The organism is Paenibacillus oralis (assembly GCF_003863965.1).
GTDB lineage: Bacteria > Bacillota > Bacilli > Paenibacillales > Paenibacillaceae > Fontibacillus > Fontibacillus oralis.
The window spans coordinates 524,375-543,662 of the sequence record NZ_RRCN01000001.1; the positions used below are offsets into that span (position 1 = coordinate 524,375).

Consider the following 19,288-nt stretch of genomic DNA (forward strand, 5'->3'; position numbering starts at 1 on the left):
ATACTGGCGAGACGCTCTTTACAATACTTGTACATCTTTTTAATTCAGCGTTTACATTCAGTCGTTACTATGAATACAGGAACGGGAAGGAAAGGAAAGGAATTCGACTTCTATGTCTTTACTGCACAAGATTGGCAACAACCCTATCATCGCTGCGGTACGCAAGCCGGAGGATATCGAACTGGCGCTGGACAGCCGGGTGGAAAATATTTTCTTCATGGGCGGAACAATAAAGGAAGTCATCCGCGGCGTCCGCCTGACGAAGGAAAGGGACAAGGGTGCCTTTATCCATCTCGATTTGATTAAAGGGCTATCAAGCACCGACAAGGAAAGTGTGGATTTCATTTCGGATTACGTCGGCGCAGACGGAATCATCACACCCAAAAGCCATTTGATCAAGGAAGCAAAACGGGCGGGTCTATACGCGATTCTTCACCTGTTTGTGCTTGATTCTCAGGTTTTGAAGAATGGGCTAAGTTTGGCTCAAAGCATTCAACCGGATGGCATTGATCTCATGCCGGGAGTTATTGCAAAAATCATTCATACTTTCTCCGAGACGCTGACGGATACCCCGATTATCGCAAGCGGTTTGATTCATACAAAAAAAGAAGCGAATGAAAGCTTGTATGCCGGTGCGACATCGCTGGCAACCAGCGATACAGAGCTTTGGAACCTGACGTTTCAAGACCTGCACTACACTGTTTAAGAACGTAACAATTTAATAAATCCAGTTTCGAGTGAAGAATGAGAGAAAGCTCCAAACATTGAACAGGGTTTTGTACCCTTTGTTTATTGTTGGGTGCTTTCTCTTTTCTTATATATAACAACATGCATAAGGAGGAATGAATCTGATGGCGCGATTATCCAATTGCAATGAACGTTTTGTACTTGTTATTAGCATTGACGGCATGGCCAATTCCTATTTGCATGATCCGTATGTCCGCATGCCTACTTTACGTCGGATTATTCGTGAAGGCGTATCAGCGGCCGGCATGGAGAGTGTATTTCCGACGGCGACTTGGGCGATTCATGCCAGCATGGTTACCGGGACATATCCTCGAAAGCAAGGCGTGCTCGGAAACTGGGTGATAGACCGCCCGAATCGCCGGGTGGGCGAGCATTTCGCCGACCGCACCTGGAACAAAACGGAGGTACTGCGCAGAGAAACCTGGTATGACGCTGCAAAGCGAATGGGCTGGACTACCGCATCCATCTGCTGGCCGGTTACACGCGGAGCAGAAACGATCGATTTCAATATCCCTGAATTTTTCGAGCAGGAATTGTTCGATACCTGCTGTACGGCCTCGCTTTGGAAGGAGTTGAAGGCAGCCGGATTGCCGGTGGAGTGTTATGGTGACTGGAGCAAGGATCATGCCCGCGGACCCATGCAGGACTGGCTGACGACTGAAATCGCCAAATACTTGATCGATCGCCACAGCCCAAACTTGATCCAGATGCACTATTTACTGCCGGACAGCATGCAACACGATTACGGCGTTCGTTCCAAAGAAGCTTACTGGTCGCTTGAATATGTAGATGAGCGAATCGGCGAGGTGTTGAAGGCATTAGATGAGAAGGGAATCTTGCACCAAACCGACGTTTTCATCGTATCCGATCATGGATTCGTCAACACTGCCAAGACGTTCTATCCGAACAGGCTGTTCAAACAGAAGGGCTGGCTGAATACCGGGGCGAAGGACAGCCAGGTGATCGCTGTATCCAATGGAGGATCGGGATATGTATATGTGCTGGAGAACGAACCTGCCCGAAAAGCCCAACTCATTGACGAGGTTCGCCGCGTTCTTGCAGAAAGCGAGGGAGTTGGCCGGCTGTTTGAACGGGAAGATTTCCCTTCCCTCGGTCTTCCGGCTGAAGGCGAGTTGGATGATCACAGCCCGGACTTTGCCTTCGAGGCTGAGCTGGACTGCTTTGTCCATTTCGACTACAACGGAGACTCCGACCACCGTGGAGATGGAATTGTCGAATACACAACCAAATTTAAAGGGATGCACGGCTATCTGCCGCAGCATGAACAATTGAAAGCCGTGTTTACGGCTGCGGGCCCCTCGATCCGTTCCGGTTTGACTTTGCCGGAAATTCGTATCGTGGACATCGCCCCAACCATTGCCCGGCTTCTCCGTACAGAGCTTGCGGATACGGATGGTTGCGCGTTGGATGATATTTGGAAGGAGGAATTAAAGCTTGGAATCATCGGTGCCGTTTGCCAACAAGCCTAGCAAGGCTTCGGTTCGCGTACGCAGCAAGCTGCTTCAGTCATGGGTGCCTTTCGCTTTTTTGCTGCCGGCGCTTGGCCTCTATGTCGTATTTTTCATCTACCCGTTTATCTTCGCCTTTATTTTGAGCTTTCAAAAGTGGAACCTGATTAGCCCTAACAAGGAATTCGTCGGACTTGACAACTATAGGAGCCTCTTGCACGATGAGGTATTCTGGATTTCACTCAAAAACTCAGCCCTCTATGTATTGTTAACGGTACCTTTTGCCATGGGGATTGGACTTGCGCTTGCATTGGCCGTGGAAAGCTTGTGGAGAGGCAAGCGGCTGTATCGGATGATCTTCTTCCTGCCGGTTGTCTCCTCTATTAGCATCATCAGTATCGTATGGAGCTTGATGTACAATGAGCAAGTCGGCGCCATCAACGTGCTGCTCAGGATGTTCGGCATTCAGGGCCCCAATTGGATGAACGATCCGGCGACGGCGCTTTGGTCTCTTGCGATTGTCGGAATCTGGAAGGGATTCGGCTACAATATGGTGCTCTATATTTCCGGACTCAAGTCCGTAGACCGCACTCTTTACGAAGCGGCTTCCATGGACGGTGCGGGGCGCTGGAAACAGTTCCGCCATGTAACTCTGCCTATGCTGTCGCCGGTTACCTTCTTCATTCTTGTCATGAGCATCATTTCGTCATTCCAAGTCTTCACGACGATCCAAATTATGACACGCGGCGGTCCTAACAATGCGACCAATGTGTTGGTATATCAGATTTATCAAGAAGCCTTCCAATTTTTCAACATCGGGGTGGCCTCGGCTTCTTCCACCATTCTACTTCTGCTTGTCGGTACTCTTACGGTCATTCAGCTTCGCTTGTCGCGAAAAACGGTCCACTACCAGTAAAACGTTTGTTTTTAAATAAAGGAGGATTGTGGAATGAACCATACCTTGCGTTTGGTGGAAGAAGGGTTTAAGCATCTTTTTCTGATTGTCGTTGCACTAATCAGCTTAATTCCGATTATTTGGATGCTGGCCACTTCGTTTAAGGCGCCGGAGGAGGTGTTCAGCGGCCATTTATTCTGGGCGAACCAGTTTAATGTGAACGGCTATCTGCGTGTGCTGCGGGAAATCCCTATCGGACTTTGGGCGTGGAACAGCGCGGTTACCGCCAGCTTGCAGACGCTGGGACAGCTTATCGTAGGCGTAGCGGCCGCTTTTGCCTTCGCCCGATATCGCTTCCCCGGCCGGGATGCCCTGTTCTTCTTCGTGCTTATTACGATGATGATTCCGCATCAGGTTACGATGGTGCCGACTTACATGATCGTCAACGAGTTGGAATGGCTAAACAGCTTTGCAGGCGTGATCGTGCCGCATCTTGCCAGCGGCTATGCCATTTTCCTGCTCCGTCAATCGTTCATGACAGTTCCGTATGAGCTGGGGGAGGCCGCTGTTATTGACGGATGCACTCCGCTTGGAATGATGTGGCATGTGTATTTGCGCCTGTCGGTGACCGTGATCAGTGCACTGGCGGTTATTCTTTTCGTAGGCAACTGGAATGAATACAATTGGCCCTTGCTTGTGCTCACCGACAAAATGATGCAGACACTCCCGATTGCTTTCGTGCAGTTTCGAGAAGAAGAAGCTCTCGAATGGGTGCCGACAATGGCTGTTGCAACCTTGTCCATGCTGCCGATCCTGTTTCTGTATCTTGCAGCGCAGAAAAATTTTATCCAAGGCTTTATGAATAGCGGGTTGAAAGGCTAGCCTCATTTTTTCCAAATCCAGGGAGGAAAATAAAAATGACAACATTGAAAAAGCAATGGATTACTTGTTTGTTCGCAGTGATCATGCTATTGTCCGCCTGCGGCGAAGCGGGAACGGGACAACCCTTAAGCGGTGAACAAGACGCTTCCGAAGCGTCCAACGAGGTTGTGGAAATCGAATTTTTGCATATGCATGCCGGCGACATCATCGACAAAGTGGTAGAAGAATATCACAAAAGTCAGAATAAGGTTAGGGTCAACCCGGTATTTGTACAGGGTAATTACGAAGGCATCATTGAAAAAATTCAGACGCAAGCAGCGGCCAAGCAGCTTCCCGACGTATTCACGAACGGATTCGTGTATACCCGTTTCGCTTTGGACACACTGCCGGTCGTTCCCGCTTCCTCCTTTGTCGAGAAGGACAAAACCGATTTGTCCGACTTTTTTCCAACGATGCTGAATTTGGGCAAGGGCGATGATGGCAAGCAGTACGCCATGCCTTTTGCCGTGAGCACGCCGATTCTGTTTTACAATGCCGATCATTTCAAAGAGGCCGGACTCGATCCCGAGAATCCGCCAAAAACGTGGCAGGATGTTCGCGATGCCGCGAAGAAGCTGACGGTAAACGGACGATACGGTGTCTACTTCGATTATAATATTACCGGCAACTGGATCTATCAAGCGATGACAGAAACAGCCGGCGGCCAAATGATGTCCAAAGATTTGAAAACCGTCGGGTTCGACTCTGACGCCGGCCGCAAGGCGCTGGAGTATTGGGTTGATTTGGTGAATACGGATAAATCTATGCCGGTCTTGGATACCCAGCAAGCGAATCAAAGTTTTCAATCCGGCAACATTTCCATGTATGTGTCCACGACGGCATATCTCGCAAGCTTTCGCGAGCAATCGCAATTTGACATCCGCACGGCGACCTTCCCTTCACTGGACGGCAAACGCGTTGTTCCTGCGGGTGGAAATAACCTTGTCATCTTGGCGCAAGATCCGAAAAAGCAGGAAGCGGCCTGGGATTTTGTGAAATTCGCGACTTCCCCCAAAGCGACTTCGATGATCGCACAGGGCTTCGGCTACATGGTAACGCGCAAAAGCGCACTGGAAGATCAGCAGCTGATGGGCCATTTCCTGCAAGAAAACCCGGCAGCCAAAGTGACCTATGAGCAAATCGAAGATATGGTGCCTTGGTATAATTTCCCGGGATCATCGGGCTCGAAAGTGTACAAAATTGTCCAGGATAACATTCAGGCCGCGCTGCTGCAGCAAAAATCAGTAGACCAGGCCGTCAAAGACGCAGCGACTCAGTCAAATGCTTTGCTGAACTAGAAGCGGAGGAGATTGGTTTTGGAGCAGGGCTTTCTTTTTCACACCAAAGTATGCTTTTTCGATCTGGATGGCTGCGTTTACCATGGCGATCGGCTATCTCAAGGCATTGTCCCGCTGCTCCATCAGCTGCGGCAGAGGGGCATCTCCTATGCGTTCTTGACAAACAATTCCCGTTTGAACGGATTAGAAATTAAGGAGCGACTGGCGGTCATGGGGATGGATGTCCTCCCTGACTCTATCTTCACAGTAACGGATATCGCCGGAACGTACATCAAAGAAAAGTATGGAAATGTCTCTGTGAAAACCATTGGAAGCGCGAGTCTGGCACGCAGTGTTGAACAAGCAGGGCATCGAACGGTGTCCTGGAACGATGCGGGGGCCGATGTTGTGGTCATTGGCCGGGATACCGAGTTCCACTATGGGAAGCTTCAACAAATCGCAGCGGATATTATGCAAGGAGCGTGTCTGATCGCCACGAACGGGGATCTTTACCATCCCGGAGTATCGGGGGAACGAATTCCCGAGACCGGCTCGCTGTTGGCCGCTATTGAGGCTGTAACCGGCGTCACGGTGGAGTGCATCGGTAAACCGGAGCCATATATGTTTCATTACGGAATGAAGCAATGCGGTGTCTCTCCCGAGAACTGCGTTATGGTCGGCGATAATTTGGATACCGATATATTGGGCAGCATCCGGGCAGGTTTGAAATCCGTATGGATAACAAATTGCAGTGTAGATAATCCTTACACCCCCTCTCGTGAACGGATAACGGGAATCCATCCCGATATCGTCGTAAACAGCATGGAGGAGCTTTACCGGATTGTCGCCGCCGAAACGTTAACGGTTAAAGAGTAAGCCGAGCTAACGAAAAGAACATCGGGGAACGTCGCATGAGGTGCCAGTTAAGCCCTGGATCGTCTGTGAACGTTCCCCTTTTATTTGCTTGACAAATAATATTAGACATATTTAATATATTGTTCAGGTGTTATCGTTTGATTTGCGACCAAGCCGAAGAAGGAGGGATGGAGCGGCCGGCCGCCAACGATGGCTCCACATTATGAGGATCCGAGGTGAACGAGCTTGATTCGAAAGCTGACGATGACATGTTTCGTATTGTTATGCACGTTGTCCTTAACCCTAGGCACCACCTCAGCCAATGCACAATCCTCTGCGCAGCCGCAAAAAAGCACCATCAGCTGGCCCAAATCGCAAGCGCTTCCAACCTTTGCGAAGGTAAAGCGACTCGATGTCGCTGACGTGTACCAAATTCCCGGCGATATCCGGCTGCTGCTAGCCACCTTGCAAGGGGTCGTTAACCGCACAGAGCCGCGGATTTACCTGCTGGAAAGCCAGGAAGAAGGCAAGCTGACCTGGCTGAACGATCTCCAGGCACCCTACACGCTGCACGACGATTATTGGAATCTTGTTCGGAAATACAAAAATGAAGTAAAAGGCATGATCATCTACGACCCGGAGGTACCCGACTCGATTAACGTCGCCACAACTTTGGCCGGGCTGAAGGACGCCGTCGTCGCCAGCCCCGAGCTGGCGGAGCGGCTAAAGGCATCCCCCTATAACTTGAAAGTGACCGACGATCTTCGCGGCAAATTCAAGGATCGTATGGATGCCTATACATGGCAATACGAAAATTTATGGAGCAAAACGACGCACCGTATGCTGATCGGGCTCAGCCCAAACACATCGATCAGCATCCCGCCGGGACTGCCCGAATCGTTTGAAATCATCGCGGAAGAAACCGAGCAGATCCGCGACGCCAGCAACAAAGGAACGTACGATTTTGATTTATCCGGATTTTTGGGGGATGAATCGGTTTATCTGCGTTTCGACGACGCCTTTACCCAGGACGGCTGGGGCCCCGCCGTTCACGAGGTTGTCGTTAAGGCGGACGGGGAGATCATCGCGCAGTTCATTCCGGGCACGCCGGAGGAAGAGCCGTTTCTTTATGATCGGCAGGACTCGCAGGTTTCCGCCGGGGACGGCGGGCACCGTTTTGCCGACAACGGGCGTTATTTCGTTTACCGGTTTACTCCGCCGGAGGGTACGCGCGAGTTGACCGCCTCCGTCGTCATGTGGAACCAATACAAGGTTTCGGCCGGGAACGTTGGCCCGCCGTCCTCCGAGCAGAAGGACCCTTACGGCTACCTCCGCGATTATGCTGTTGCCAATAAGGCGATGGTGTTCTGGCTAGAAGTGAATGACCCGCAGCAGAGAGCGCTGTTTGAACGTATCCTGTCCGAGGTCGAGCCTGGCACGCCTTACTTGGGATGGTTCAGCAACGACGTTGCCGGCGAATTCAGCTCGGTGGAAGTGACGTCGAATTACGGGGTCTATGTGCTGGCGGCCGACTGGTTCAGCAATCTGACCGTTTTTTCCGGCACCAAAGTCCAGCCGGTTAAAGCGAAAGCTCCCCGGGCGCCCGAGCTGGAGAGCAAAATCTACGTCACCTATACGTTCAGCGAGGGCGACAACTTCCAGTACAACCAGCACAAGATGCGGAATCTGTGGGACGATCCGGCCCGCGGCGAAGTGCCGATCAACTGGACTTCGAGCCCGCTGCTGTATGATGCGGCGCCGGCGATGCTGAACTATTACCGGAAAACGGCGACAGAGAACGACTTGATCATCGCCGGGCCTTCCGGCGCAGGCTATTTTTATCCGGAAGCCTGGCCGGAATCGACCTTCGCCGATTATTTGAAGCGTTCCTACAAGTATCTGCAAAAAACCGGCATGGGCCTTCCTTATGTGCTGAACCGGATTGACGGCGAAAACGTCCCGTTAGGTGATTCCTACGCCCGCGCCTACGAGCGTTATTACAAAGCGCCCGGCCTGTTCCTGAGCTGGGAGGACCGCCACGGCGTCGAAATTTTGCACGATTCGCTGCCGGTTTCGACGATCCAGGGCATCAGTACGGTTCAGGACGGCCTGCGCATCCTGGAGGAGGCCAAGGCCGGCTGGGACGGAGAATCCCCGCTGTTCATCTCCCTCGGCCTGCTCGCCTGGAGCATGACGCCGTCGGACGTCGTCCGGATGAGCGAAGCGCTGGGGCCGGAATATGAAGTCGTCCGCGGCGATCATTACTTCTCGCTGATCCGCGAAGCGTATGATCTGCCCGCTAAGCACCATGTGCTGGAAGAGAGCGAAAGCAATAACGATAGCTTGCAGCTGGAAGAAACAGAAGAAACCGAATAAACGCAAAAGAAGACCCGCCGGAGGAATTCGCTCCGGCGGGTCTTTGATGCGCAAACCAAATCTTGCTGGATATAAAGGCAATCTAACCGCCAATTCCATAACCTCCACAAAAACGCAGGCCTTGTGGGCTGGTCGGATGGCGCACAAAATGTACTTGATCGGTTAGGCTCTGATCATTAATTGCAAATCATACAACTAACTTTATGTCCATTTACCCAATCATTTGTTTAACTGCATTTCATACAACTATTTCCTCGTCTCTTTGATTCTTCTTCGAAAGATAGTGGATTAATTGCAGGTTTTACACTTAATCAAGCGCTGTGGCAGTATTTCCGGATAAGTAATTGTATATTTTGCAACTATTCCATTCAACAATAGACCCAAGAAGGCTGGAGTAGGAAGCAGGTCCACTCGGGTTTACTCATGTTCGCCACCATCTCTTACACCGGTTCCCCATCGTAAGCCCTCTGCAGCGACGCCATATCGATCTTCGCTTTCGTTTGCAGCAGGGCTTTCATGACCTTTTCCGACTTCACCGGATCTCCTTGGTTTAAGACAACTATTATTTTTGATAATACAATCCGATTACACCGTTCTTATACGTTTTGTTGCCGGTTAACCGGAGGGATTGCTGCTTGTCGGCCAGAGCAAACAGTTTATCGCCTTGAGAAGCGATCACCGGATGAACAAGCAGCCACAACTCGTCATACAATTCATTTTGGATGAAGGATTGCCATGTTTTTGCGCCGCTCTCGACAGATATTTGATTTACCCGGTTTTTGAGCGCTTCCAACTCCCGCGCGAGTTCCCCGTCGTCTTTGACGACGATTTGCTCCGAGTTTCTCCATACTAAATCCACTTCGGAATGAGAAACAACCACTTTGGGAATTTCGTTCATGCGACGGGCTATCGCACGCTCCAGCTCATTGGACGAGTTTTCCGCCTGCTGCCAGTACTCGGCCAGTGAGGCGTAACTATTTTTGCCCACTATGATTGTATCTACCGTATTGTAATACTCCAAATAATCCTCCAAAATCTCCTCGCTTAGCATCATCCACAAGTGTTCATCCGAGACTACTCCGTCCAGCGACACCTGCATGGTTAAAATGATCTTCCCCATTCCTGCGATCAACTCCCTAACTTAAAGTATTATTTACGAAACACTATATCATCTTCCAGGTTCGGGAGTTTCTCACAGATTGCTGACCTGAGGCATCCGGTAGCCCGTTTTTTGAATATTTTCAGTGTCTGTCAACTTCTATTGTTGAACGCAAATTGGCGACAAGGGGAATATCCCTATGCCGCCAGTTTTACTAATGTTTATTTTTGGGATTCATCAAATCTTGAAGATAAGCATCCAAGCGGTCGAACCTCTCGTTCCATATATGACGATAGGAATCCAGCCACTCGTCCATCTCCTGAAAAGGCTCCGGCCGCAGCTGATAAATCCGGCGATTGGCGTCAGCCTGCATATCCACGATTCCCGCATCAAGAAGCACGCGGAGATGCTTGGATACTTGAGGCTGCCGCAGCTCAAGCCGATCGGTTATTCCCCCGACTGTGAGCGGGCCTTCACGCAGTAATTCAACAATGTGCAAACGGTTAGATTCCGCAAGGGCGCTTAATACCGCTGTGTCCATATGATTTTACTTCCCATACAGCAACGTTTCACTTTCTAAAATAAAAGGTGGTCATTTCTCTGGTTATCACCGATCCGGATTTTCAATCCCCGAAATCGCACTGTATGGCTGCCTCCTTACTCCAATTTTTTATTGCATCAATCGCTTAAAATATACATAAAACAGAATATTCCTGTCAAGGAATGAACGCTCGCCGACCATTTCGACAACAGATTTCAATTCTTGGCCGAGACGTTTGCCGATTGAAACCATTATTTTCGAGATAATTGGTATTTATCGTTGAATTGTTAGGCACTACTTGAAACCACTTTTCTTTAGAATAAACTCGTAGGCTCCCATACTTTCGTTTCGTAAAGTGAATCTATTCCTCGTTGTTCCCAATTATTACATACAATTTAAAATAATTGTTCATGGTTTTCTTCGGGCGAGAATGCTATTCTAATAACCAATTGCAAAGCGGGAGGTCATATGCGTATGTATTGGTTTAAGACACGAAGGCTGCAACCAACATTGGTTGTCATGCTGAGTCTGCTTATTTTGACTCTGATGACACTACTTAGCATTGTTGTCTACTACTCAACATCTAGGCTGATCTCTTCAAAGCTAAGTGAATCTTCACTGTCCGAGCTGGAGCAGACGAACTCCCAGATGAACCAAAGAATGACTTCAATCCGGGCCACTGCGCTATCGATTGTCATTAATCCGGAGGTGACCTCGATCCTTCAACAAACCGATCGATCAGACATATATCAGCAAATTCGGAACAACGATATTGCCTCACGCATTTTATCAAATGCGGCATATTCCCGAAACGATATTAGCGAAATCATGATTGTAACCGACCGACTCGGCATTTACAACTACTCTAATCCGAATGGTTTTTATGAGCAAAGCCGAGCCGTGGAAAAACCCTTCTGGTCTTTCGTTGAGTCTCGCAAAGAAGGATTTATCCCCCCTCGCCAAAATGATATGCGCAGCGACGGAACAAATTCAAACATTTTAACTTATTTTCATGAAATTACTAAAGGCGAAACTCAGCTCGGTTATGTCTTTATCAATCTGCATTTTAGCAGCTTCCAAGACCTGGCGGAACGGCGTTCATCGAATGGTGACCTGCTTTATTTCGCCGATGAGAACAATGAGATTTATGATACCTCCGGAGCAAAGCTGTCTGACAAGGCCACGCACGATATCGTAGCGTCCTTTGCAGATCAAAGACAGGGATATACGCTCACTCAGCTTGGAGATCGCAAATATTTAAGCGTTTTCAGTTCACCTAACGACTTCCACTGGCGAATCATTCGCTTTAAACCCTATGCCGATGTAATCGAAGGTATGCCAGCTCTCTTTACCCGATTACTGCTTGTCGCTGCTGGTTGCTTTATCCTCGCGGTAATTGGCGCGGTATTGTTCTCACGGTCAGTTACCCAGCCGCTGAAGCGGTTGATTCGGCAAATGAACAAGGTCGGCTATGGCAACTTTAATATTGAACTAGATTCAGACTATACCAACGAAATCGGGCAACTGAATGAGAAATTCCTAAATATGTCGTCCAAGATTCGAGAATTAATGGAAGACCGTGAGCGTGAGCAGAAGCAACTTCGGGAAATGGAACTTCGAGCGCTTCAATCCCAGATTAATCCTCACTTTCTTTACAATACTCTGGATGCGATAAACTGGATGGCAATCCGGCATAAAGCGCCAGAGATCAGCTCGATGACGGCAAGTCTTGGGAAAATTTTCAGGTTAAGCCTTAACAAAGGCCGGGAGTTGACAACGGTGTCCAGCGAACTTACCCACCTGGATGCTTACATTCATATTATGCGTCACAAATACCGGGACAGGTTCACTTACGTTCAGCATATTGATTCCGGTATGCTTTCTTGTGAAACCATCAAAATCATTCTGCAGCCTTTAGTGGAAAACTGTTTTGTCCACGGACTTGCCAGCAGCAAGGGAGCAGGCCAAATCGAAGTCACCGGATACTGCTGCGAGGACGATCTAATCTTCCAAATCCGGGACGACGGAACCGGTGTAAACGCAGAATTATTAAATGAGGCGTTGAAACAAGGGGTTGGATCGGTTGGCTACGGTATTCATAACGTAAATGAAAGGATCAGACTGCATTATGGGCATTCTTACGGTCTGAGTTACTTAAATGTAGAACGGGGAACACTTGCACAGATCAGGCTTCCCCGCCGATTGTATCGACACATGGAGGAGGAGACACATTGAGCGAACTTCGCGTGCTGCTTGTAGATGATGAAGATTTTGTACTGGAGGGATTAAGAGACGCTGTTGAATGGGGGGAATACGGCATGCGGGTTGTCGGCTTTGCGAATAACGGAAAAGAAGCGCTGGACTTGCTCTCAGACTCCGAAACGCCGATTGATATCATCTTCACTGATATAAAAATGCCGATCATGGACGGCTTCCAGTTAACCGAAGCACTTAAATCCATGAATTACCCCAGTAAAATTGTCGTACTTACCGGTCATGAGGAGTTCGAATTTGCCAAAAAGGCAATTTCTTACGGCATATTTGAATATTTACTTAAACCAGTTGAGTTGGATTCAATCGTCAAAGTGCTCCAACGGCTGACTGATATGATATCCAAAGAGAGGGAACGAATTAATGAGACGATACGGGTAGAGAATAAACTGAAAGAAAGTTTGCCTCTTTTGCAAGAACGTCTGCTGTTCAGCATGTTAAGCGGAGACTATGAACCAGAACTTATGGAATTTATAGGCCTGCCTATGGAGGCACCCTATTACCAAACGGTTATCGGCTATGTGGAGCCCGCACTCACGGCCGTGCCTGACATGGAATTGATTCGGCGGGTAGTTTGCGATGCTGCAAAATCGTGCGGTTATCCTGTCGGACTGCTCTATAATGCTAGAGGAATTATTCTTATTATAAGCTTTTCCAGTGCCGACGCTGCAGTTCAACTTGGAGCGGCCTTGGATGAAGCTGGTTATGGAATTAAGGTTAGGCATCGTATATCATTTCGCTTTGTCTATGGCAAGCTATGTACTGCTTCTTACCAAATACCCAAATCATTTCAGGAAGCACGCGAGGCGATGAAACTCAGGTTGTTCTCTGTCGGCGAGCCTGCCGGCGGACGGGAGGAAACGTTTGAAAACGGTCAGACTTTATTTCCACTCAAAGAACGTCAGAGACTGTTAAATGCAGTTTATGCCCGTAACAGCCAATGGGTTGAACAGTATCTGGATCGTCTCCACCAAGAGTACAAAAAGTCGCAGACTCTATATCCGGCCGGTTATATCCATAAACTAAGCAGCGAATTGATCATGCTGCTTTCCCTGATTCTCTATGAGCGTAATGAGACGGCAAATTCTCTGGCCCCTGAATACTCGGGCATTTTAAACAAAATACGGAAGCATAGTCATCCCGACGATATCTTCCCGCCGATTAAAGCCCTCTACAAACGGCTGGTGGACTTTCTTCCGGAAGCCGTAGACAAAAAGAACCGCCAGGCTATTCGCTTGTGCCTCGATTACATTGAAAGTAATCTTCATACGGAAATACGACTAGAAGACATCGCTCAAATGGTGTTTCTTACGCCAAATTATTTAGGCACTTTGTTTAAGGAAGCAGTAGGAACAGGGTTTTCTGAATACGTGACCCAGCAGCGGATGGAGCGCGCAAAAAAACTTCTGCTCGTTCCCGGCAGCCGGGTCTACGAAGTGTCGCAACAAGTCGGCTACAAAAACGCTCATTATTTCAGTAAGCTGTTTAAAGAATATACCGGAGTAAAACCGTCCCAATTCAAGTGATTCACTTAGAAAGCGATTTCTCTGTTGAATCGTGTTGGTTTTAGTTGTTCCTTTATCTATAATCTGAAAGCGCTTTATCTTAAACTTTGAAATGTAAGCAGAACATTACTCAACAGGAGGTCAATCTAATGAAACGGAAAACATGGTCCATTGCCGTTCTTTCCGCAGTCTTGCTGACGCTGTCAGCTTGTTCGAACAGCGGTACGGAAAATGCTGATACCGGCAGCGGCAAAGAAACGGTAGAGCTGCGCTTCGCCTGGTGGGGATCGGAAGACCGTCACACCGCTACACTTGAAGCAATTAAAATTTTCGAAGAAAAAAATCCCGGCATTAAAATCCTTCCCGAATATTCCGGCTTCGACGGCTACGAGTCCAAGCTGCAGGCCCAGGTCGCCGGCAATAGTGCGCCGGATCTTTTCCAGTCGACCGGGGATATCAATAACCGGCTTGGTGTCGACGCCATGCTCCCTTTGGACGGCGTGCTCGATACGAAAGGCATGAACGAGACGACGATGGAATCGGTCGCTATGGACGGGAAAACGGTCGGCGCTTACATTGGACTTGCTGCGGATGCCTATTTGTACGATAAAACATTACTCGACAGTCTGGGCGTAGAGCCTCCGAAGCCACCCTATACATGGGACGACTTGGCTGCCAAATTCAAGGAAGTCTCCGAGAAATCAGGTGGCAAGGTTTACGGTGCGGTCGACTCCTCGGTTGCCTTCGATGTATTTAAAATCTTTGGCGTAACCGCTCTGGATGCTCCTGAGCCGTTTCCAAACGACACAAAATCGTACACATTCACCGAGGACCAGATCAAAGCCTACTATCAGTATTGGGCCGATCTGAGAGCGGCAAATGCCGTTGCTCCTCCCGATCTGTCCGCGACCTCCGATGACTCCGCGAACTCGCTGATTGTCAAAGGCAAGGCAGCCTTTGTGCCGATCGCTTCAAGTTCATTCAGCCGGTTTCAGAGTCAGACTAAAAATACGCTCGATATGGTAATGATGCCGCAGAGTGCTTCAACCGGAAGAACCGTGCTGCCGGGGACAAGCCAGGTGCTTTCCATCAGCGCAACTACAAAACATCCAGAGGAAGCAGCTAAGTTTCTTAACTTCTTCGTCCACGACACGGATGCGGCTAAAGTGCTAAAGACGACCCGGGGGGTTCTCCCAACCGAAGAACAGCGGGAAGCGTTGCTGTCCACGGCGGATCTGTCGGAAGGCGATAAAAAGAACATCGATTTGATCCAGGCAATCAATAAGCTGGAAGGGGTCGCAATCTCCTTCCCGCCGAGCGGTCCCCAGATTCTAAACTGGAAAGGCTCGATTGAAAAGGTCGGTCAAGAAATAGCGTTTGGTAAAATCAGCGTCGACGAAGGCGCGAAAAAGCTGATGAACGAAGTGAACGCCGTATTTGGCGGCAAGTAACAGCAGAATCGCGAGAGGCGGGCATAGCCCGCTTTTCCGATTCCTCTGCGCTTCAACATCAGAAAGGAGCTGGAGTCTATGGAAACCATACAAACCTCATCGGTCATTACGACCCAAACTAAAAAAAAGGCAACCCGCTTCAAGAAAAAAGCATGGATTGCCTATCTGTTCTTGCTGCCCTGGCTGGTCGGATTTTTTGGACTAACGCTCTGGCCGTTCCTCAATTCATTCTATCTTTCGCTGACGGACAGCACACTTCGAAGTTCGACCTTTGTGGGCCTCCAAAACTACGTTCAAATGTTCCACGACCCGCGGTTCTTGAAATCGATTGAAGTCACTCTAAAGTATGTCATCCTGTCTGTTCCGCTCAAGCTTGCCATGGCGCTGTTTGTTGCTATCTTGCTCTATAGGGCATCGCTTGGCATGACGATTTACCGGACTCTCTTCTACCTGCCTTCCCTGATCGGGGGAAGCGTTGCCGTAGCTGTGATGTGGCGTAATATTTTCGGGCTGGACGGGTTGCTTAACAGCTTTCTTAGCCTGCTTGGCATCACCGGAAAAGAATGGCTGGGACAGCCGGATTACGCTCTTTATGTTCTGATCCTGCTAGTTGTATGGCAGTTTGGATCGTCAATGGTTATTTTCCTGGCAAGTTTAAAAAATGTTCCCGGAGAGCTTTACGAAGCGGCCGAAATAGACGGTGCGGGTTCGGTCTCCCGGTTCTTCAAAATCACGCTTCCGATGATCTCGCCCATCCTTCTGTTCAATTTGATTTTGCAGACCATCAGTTCTTTTCAAGTGTTTACTCAAGGATATATCATCACTAAGGGCGGCCCGATGGACGAGACCCTGTTCTCCGTACTGTATATTTACGACCTTGCTTTCAAGCAACAGCGTATGGGTTACGCTTCTGCGGTTTCCTGGAGTCTGCTTGTGCTGATCGCAGTCGTGACGGCCGTTATTTTCCTGACATCCAAACGCTGGGTGTATTACGAGAACGACACGAAAGGAAGAGGGAAATGATCCAGCTAAAGCCCGCCGTTATCGGCAAGAATCTTCTATTGGTGCTTATGTCCTTTACGATGGTTTATCCAATCATTTGGCTTCTGCTCGGCAGTTTTAAAGCCAATGACGAAATTTTCACAGTTACCAGTCTATGGCCATCACAGTTCCAGTTCAGTAATTATGCAAACGGATGGAATGCTGTTCCCGGTTTTACCTTTGGCGAGTTTATCATGAATTCGTTGACGATCTCACTCTTATCGGTCGTCGGCTGCGTTCTTTCCAGTTCACTCGTCGCCTTCCCTTTCGCACGGATGAATTTCCCGCTAAAGGGACTCTGGTTCTCGATTCTGCTTGGAACACTGATGTTGCCGACACAGGTGTTACTGATTCCCCGTTATGTTATGTTTGCTAAGTTGGGTTGGATCAACACCGTGCTTCCACTGATCTTGCCGTACTTTCTGGCCAGCAATGCCTTTTTTGTATATTTGATGATTCAGTTTTTAAGAGGGCTGCCGCGGGATTTGGATGAAGCTGCTCTAATGGACGGTTGCGGCCCATTCCGCACGTTCTTTAACATCCTGCTGCCCAACTGTAAGCCAGTGCTCTACACAATGGGAATTTTCTCATTCCTATGGAGTTGGGATGATTATTTCGACCAACTGCTCTATTTAAACGAGGTGCGTAAATACACGGTGCCTTTGGCTTTGCAAATGTTCGTGGACAACGCTGCCCAGATTAACTGGGGTTCGCTGTTTGCCATGTCCATAGTTGCGATCATTCCTCCAGTCGTCATCTTCTTCCTTGCCCAAAAGCACTTTGTCGAAGGGGTTGCTACTAGCGGGATCAAATAAAAGGGAAAGCGGGAGAACGTTATGTACTTGCTTAGTTACTTTAAAGAAGACGCGGAAAATTTATTCCTTGCGGAGAGCACGGACGGTCTGACTTGGACGGAACGAAACGGCGGCCGTCCTCTGTTGATTTCCCCGATAGGAACCGGACAAATCCGGGATCCGTTTATTCTTCAGGACAAAAGCGGCAGGTTCCACGCGCTTTGGACAGACGGCTGGAGCAGCTGCAGCATCGGCTATGCATCAAGCGCTGATCTGGTCAAATGGGAAGATGCACGGCTCATTCCGGTCATGGAGCAATTTCCGGATACCCAGAATGCGTGGGCTCCGGAAGCTTTCTATGATGCAACCCATGGCGTTTATCGGATCATTTGGTCCTCCACTGTTCAACCAGGTCTACGGAATCACCGAATTTGGTCCACTGCAACCCGTGATTTTCGATCATTCAAGGAGTCATCCCTGTTCTTCGATCCCGGGTTTAATGTGATCGATGCCTCGGTTATGACCGCGGACGACGGCCAACTTCTATTCTTTAAGGATGAACGGGGACGAAATGAACCTGGCACCGATTTCAAAGCGATCCGCTCCTGCCGGATGGAGATAAATCCGGATGAAATTGTCTTCGGCCCCCTTTCGGATCTGCTAACCCCATCACTTATGGAAGGACCGACGGTTTACAAACTCCCGAAAGACACACGGCTGCCATGGAAATGGATCCTACTGGCGGACGGTTTTTATGAAGGATATTATGCTGCATTCGGATCAAACGATTTAGCCGAGTGGAATCAGCTCTCTAAAGATATAATCCGGCTGCCCGCAAGAATCAGACATGCCTCAGTGCTCCGTCTGAATTGAATATCTGCAAAATTGAAGCGAAGATGGATGGTGTCTTACACATAACCGAGGCTTGCCTCAAATGCAGCCTCGGTTTCTCTGCGGATGCCGGGAACGCGATAGCGGAGGCGATCTCCTCCGTTTCGCCCGGTCTGCCCATCGGGATGGAAGCAATGACGGAATCGGCCGTAACCCGGTCCAGCGATTTCCAGATGTCGGTGTTTACCAAGCCGGGGGCTACGCTGTTCACGGTAATTCCATCTTGTGCCACTTGGTTATTCACCTGCTATATACTGATTTTGGAAAAGTAAATCATAGGTTTCGTTTCTGTTATATGGTGCAACGTTTCAATGAAATCGTAAATACTCGCTCTCCGGCAACAATCTATCAATTCCGCATCCGTTGCGTCACCCTTTGCCAGCAATAGGTTTTCTTTGATCGTCATATTGAAAAGAACTGACTCCTGCAATAGATAAACAACTGGGTAATGAAGTTTTTCGTAAAGAACGAATAGGTAATTCCGGAAATAATATGGCTTATCTGCGGGGGGCCATAGATCGCTTTGTTCTATATTAGTCTTGTGCTCAGTATCCTCCCCATGAAATAGAGGAACTTTTGGGTCCTATTTTTCGATGAACAGGTCGAAAGGCGGCCTTTTGCCACTGAATCGTGAAAATAGCGCCATAAAATTCCTCTATGTTTCCGTAACATAGGGATGTCGCTGAAATAGTGCCCCTTTTTTCCTTTATGTTGTCACCCGAGATCTTCAATAGACTAATTTTGCCGTTTTCTCAAGTTTTCACTTGCCATCATGCCGCCTTTATGGAAATCATGCCGTTATCAAGCGCCGAAACCAAATCTAGAATTATGAACGTTACAATAAGTACACTTGGCTTGGCAAGGTGAAGGATACATAATCATATTAACATAATGAATAAGCCCATCTTCCTCTCCCGTCATTTCGTTGAAATGGGGGCACTTTCGGCTGCCACCCGCATGAGAGGAATAACCACATGCCGTTCGCCCCCTTCGTAATCAATCAAACCTTCAATTCTCATTCCGCGCTTTTCCATTCATCCAGGTCATGAGTAATGAGCACCAGATATTATTTTTGTAATGGTTACGAACAAAAGTCGGACTTAAATCAAATTGAAAGCGCTAATATCCTTAAATACAATGAATATCAGGGAGGGA

The 19,288-nt window shown here is 48.8% G+C and carries 15 protein-coding genes and 1 pseudogene; 13 read left to right on the forward strand and 3 right to left on the reverse strand.

Features of this window, described 5'->3' with window-relative positions; all coding sequences use genetic code 11:
- Positions 1–112 precede the first annotated feature (112 nt).
- From EHV15_RS02450 to EHV15_RS02480, 7 genes are all read left to right on the forward strand, one after another.
- Positions 113–706, forward strand: coding sequence for a glycerol-3-phosphate responsive antiterminator (locus tag EHV15_RS02450; protein ID WP_036619763.1), 594 nt, complete (start codon positions 113–115; stop codon positions 704–706).
- Positions 707–851: 145 nt separating this feature from the next.
- On the forward strand, positions 852–2,237 hold the full coding sequence (locus EHV15_RS02455) for an alkaline phosphatase family protein (RefSeq protein ID WP_178075730.1): 1,386 nt from the start codon (positions 852–854) through the stop codon (positions 2,235–2,237).
- Complete coding sequence (locus EHV15_RS02460; RefSeq protein WP_128629883.1) at positions 2,203–3,132, forward strand: carbohydrate ABC transporter permease; 930 nt, start codon at positions 2,203–2,205, stop codon at positions 3,130–3,132. The genes EHV15_RS02455 and EHV15_RS02460 overlap by 35 nt, the downstream gene beginning before the upstream one ends.
- 33 nt (positions 3,133–3,165) lie before the next feature.
- A complete protein-coding gene (locus EHV15_RS02465; RefSeq protein ID WP_036619759.1) occupies positions 3,166–3,993 on the forward strand; it encodes a carbohydrate ABC transporter permease in 828 nt (275 codons plus the stop codon).
- 35 nt (positions 3,994–4,028) lie between these two features.
- Entirely contained in the window at positions 4,029–5,330 is a 1,302-nt protein-coding gene (locus tag EHV15_RS02470; protein WP_128629884.1) for an ABC transporter substrate-binding protein, read from the forward strand.
- 18 nt (positions 5,331–5,348) lie between these two features.
- The gene (locus EHV15_RS02475; RefSeq protein WP_178075737.1) at positions 5,349–6,185 is read left to right on the forward strand and encodes an HAD-IIA family hydrolase; all 837 of its coding nucleotides are present in this window, start codon (positions 5,349–5,351) and stop codon (positions 6,183–6,185) included.
- A 225-nt stretch (positions 6,186–6,410) separates the two neighbouring features.
- Complete coding sequence (locus EHV15_RS02480) at positions 6,411–8,540, forward strand: GxGYxYP domain-containing protein (protein WP_128629886.1); 2,130 nt, start codon at positions 6,411–6,413, stop codon at positions 8,538–8,540.
- A gap of 562 nt (positions 8,541–9,102) precedes the next feature.
- Here EHV15_RS02480 and EHV15_RS02490 read toward each other — a convergent pair.
- Positions 9,103–9,660 (reverse strand): dihydrofolate reductase family protein, encoded by a 558-nt coding sequence (locus EHV15_RS02490; protein WP_128629887.1) that lies wholly within the window; start codon positions 9,658–9,660, stop codon positions 9,103–9,105.
- A gap of 193 nt (positions 9,661–9,853) precedes the next feature.
- Positions 9,854–10,180, reverse strand: coding sequence for an ArsR/SmtB family transcription factor (locus EHV15_RS02495; protein ID WP_128629888.1), 327 nt, complete (start codon positions 10,178–10,180; stop codon positions 9,854–9,856).
- Positions 10,181–10,654: 474 nt separating this feature from the next.
- On the opposite strand from EHV15_RS02495, the gene EHV15_RS02500 reads away from it, so the two are divergent.
- From EHV15_RS02500 to EHV15_RS02525, 6 genes are all read left to right on the forward strand, one after another.
- On the forward strand, positions 10,655–12,415 hold the full coding sequence (locus EHV15_RS02500) for a cache domain-containing sensor histidine kinase (protein WP_178075739.1): 1,761 nt from the start codon (positions 10,655–10,657) through the stop codon (positions 12,413–12,415).
- Positions 12,412–13,977 carry a response regulator gene (locus EHV15_RS02505; RefSeq protein ID WP_128629890.1) on the forward strand — a complete coding sequence of 522 codons (1,566 nt, stop codon included), beginning with the start codon at positions 12,412–12,414 and terminating at the stop codon, positions 13,975–13,977. The genes EHV15_RS02500 and EHV15_RS02505 overlap by 4 nt, the downstream gene beginning before the upstream one ends.
- Before the next feature lie 128 nt (positions 13,978–14,105).
- The gene (locus tag EHV15_RS02510) at positions 14,106–15,407 is read left to right on the forward strand and encodes an ABC transporter substrate-binding protein (RefSeq protein ID WP_128629891.1); all 1,302 of its coding nucleotides are present in this window, start codon (positions 14,106–14,108) and stop codon (positions 15,405–15,407) included.
- 78 nt (positions 15,408–15,485) lie between these two features.
- Positions 15,486–16,430, forward strand: a complete 945-nt coding sequence (locus EHV15_RS02515) for a carbohydrate ABC transporter permease (protein WP_128629892.1) — start codon at positions 15,486–15,488, stop codon at positions 16,428–16,430.
- Entirely contained in the window at positions 16,427–17,263 is an 837-nt protein-coding gene (locus EHV15_RS02520) for a carbohydrate ABC transporter permease (protein ID WP_128629893.1), read from the forward strand. The genes EHV15_RS02515 and EHV15_RS02520 overlap by 4 nt, the downstream gene beginning before the upstream one ends.
- A gap of 21 nt (positions 17,264–17,284) precedes the next feature.
- Entirely contained in the window at positions 17,285–18,115 is an 831-nt protein-coding gene (locus tag EHV15_RS02525) for a glycoside hydrolase family 43 protein (RefSeq protein ID WP_128629894.1), read from the forward strand.
- Here the strand turns inward: EHV15_RS02525 and EHV15_RS02530 are convergent.
- A pseudogene (locus tag EHV15_RS02530) lies at positions 18,084–18,368 on the reverse strand (SDR family oxidoreductase); the annotation flags it as partial. The gene EHV15_RS02525 and the pseudogene EHV15_RS02530 overlap by 32 nt on opposite strands.
- Positions 18,369–19,288 lie beyond the last annotated feature (920 nt).

Coding starts and splice junctions, on each gene's coding strand:
- EHV15_RS02450 (WP_036619763.1), top strand. CDS start 113: ATGTCTTTACTGCACAAGATTGGCAACAACCCTATCATCGCTGCGGTA.
- EHV15_RS02455 (WP_178075730.1), top strand. CDS start 852: ATGGCGCGATTATCCAATTGCAATGAACGTTTTGTACTTGTTATTAGC.
- EHV15_RS02465 (WP_036619759.1), top strand. CDS start 3,166: ATGAACCATACCTTGCGTTTGGTGGAAGAAGGGTTTAAGCATCTTTTT.
- EHV15_RS02470 (WP_128629884.1), top strand. CDS start 4,029: ATGACAACATTGAAAAAGCAATGGATTACTTGTTTGTTCGCAGTGATC.
- EHV15_RS02490 (WP_128629887.1), bottom strand. CDS start 9,660: ATGGGGAAGATCATTTTAACCATGCAGGTGTCGCTGGACGGAGTAGTC.
- EHV15_RS02495 (WP_128629888.1), bottom strand. CDS start 10,180: ATGGACACAGCGGTATTAAGCGCCCTTGCGGAATCTAACCGTTTGCAC.
- EHV15_RS02500 (WP_178075739.1), top strand. CDS start 10,655: ATGTATTGGTTTAAGACACGAAGGCTGCAACCAACATTGGTTGTCATG.
- EHV15_RS02510 (WP_128629891.1), top strand. CDS start 14,106: ATGAAACGGAAAACATGGTCCATTGCCGTTCTTTCCGCAGTCTTGCTG.
- EHV15_RS02515 (WP_128629892.1), top strand. CDS start 15,486: ATGGAAACCATACAAACCTCATCGGTCATTACGACCCAAACTAAAAAA.
- EHV15_RS02520 (WP_128629893.1), top strand. CDS start 16,427: ATGATCCAGCTAAAGCCCGCCGTTATCGGCAAGAATCTTCTATTGGTG.
- EHV15_RS02525 (WP_128629894.1), top strand. CDS start 17,285: ATGTACTTGCTTAGTTACTTTAAAGAAGACGCGGAAAATTTATTCCTT.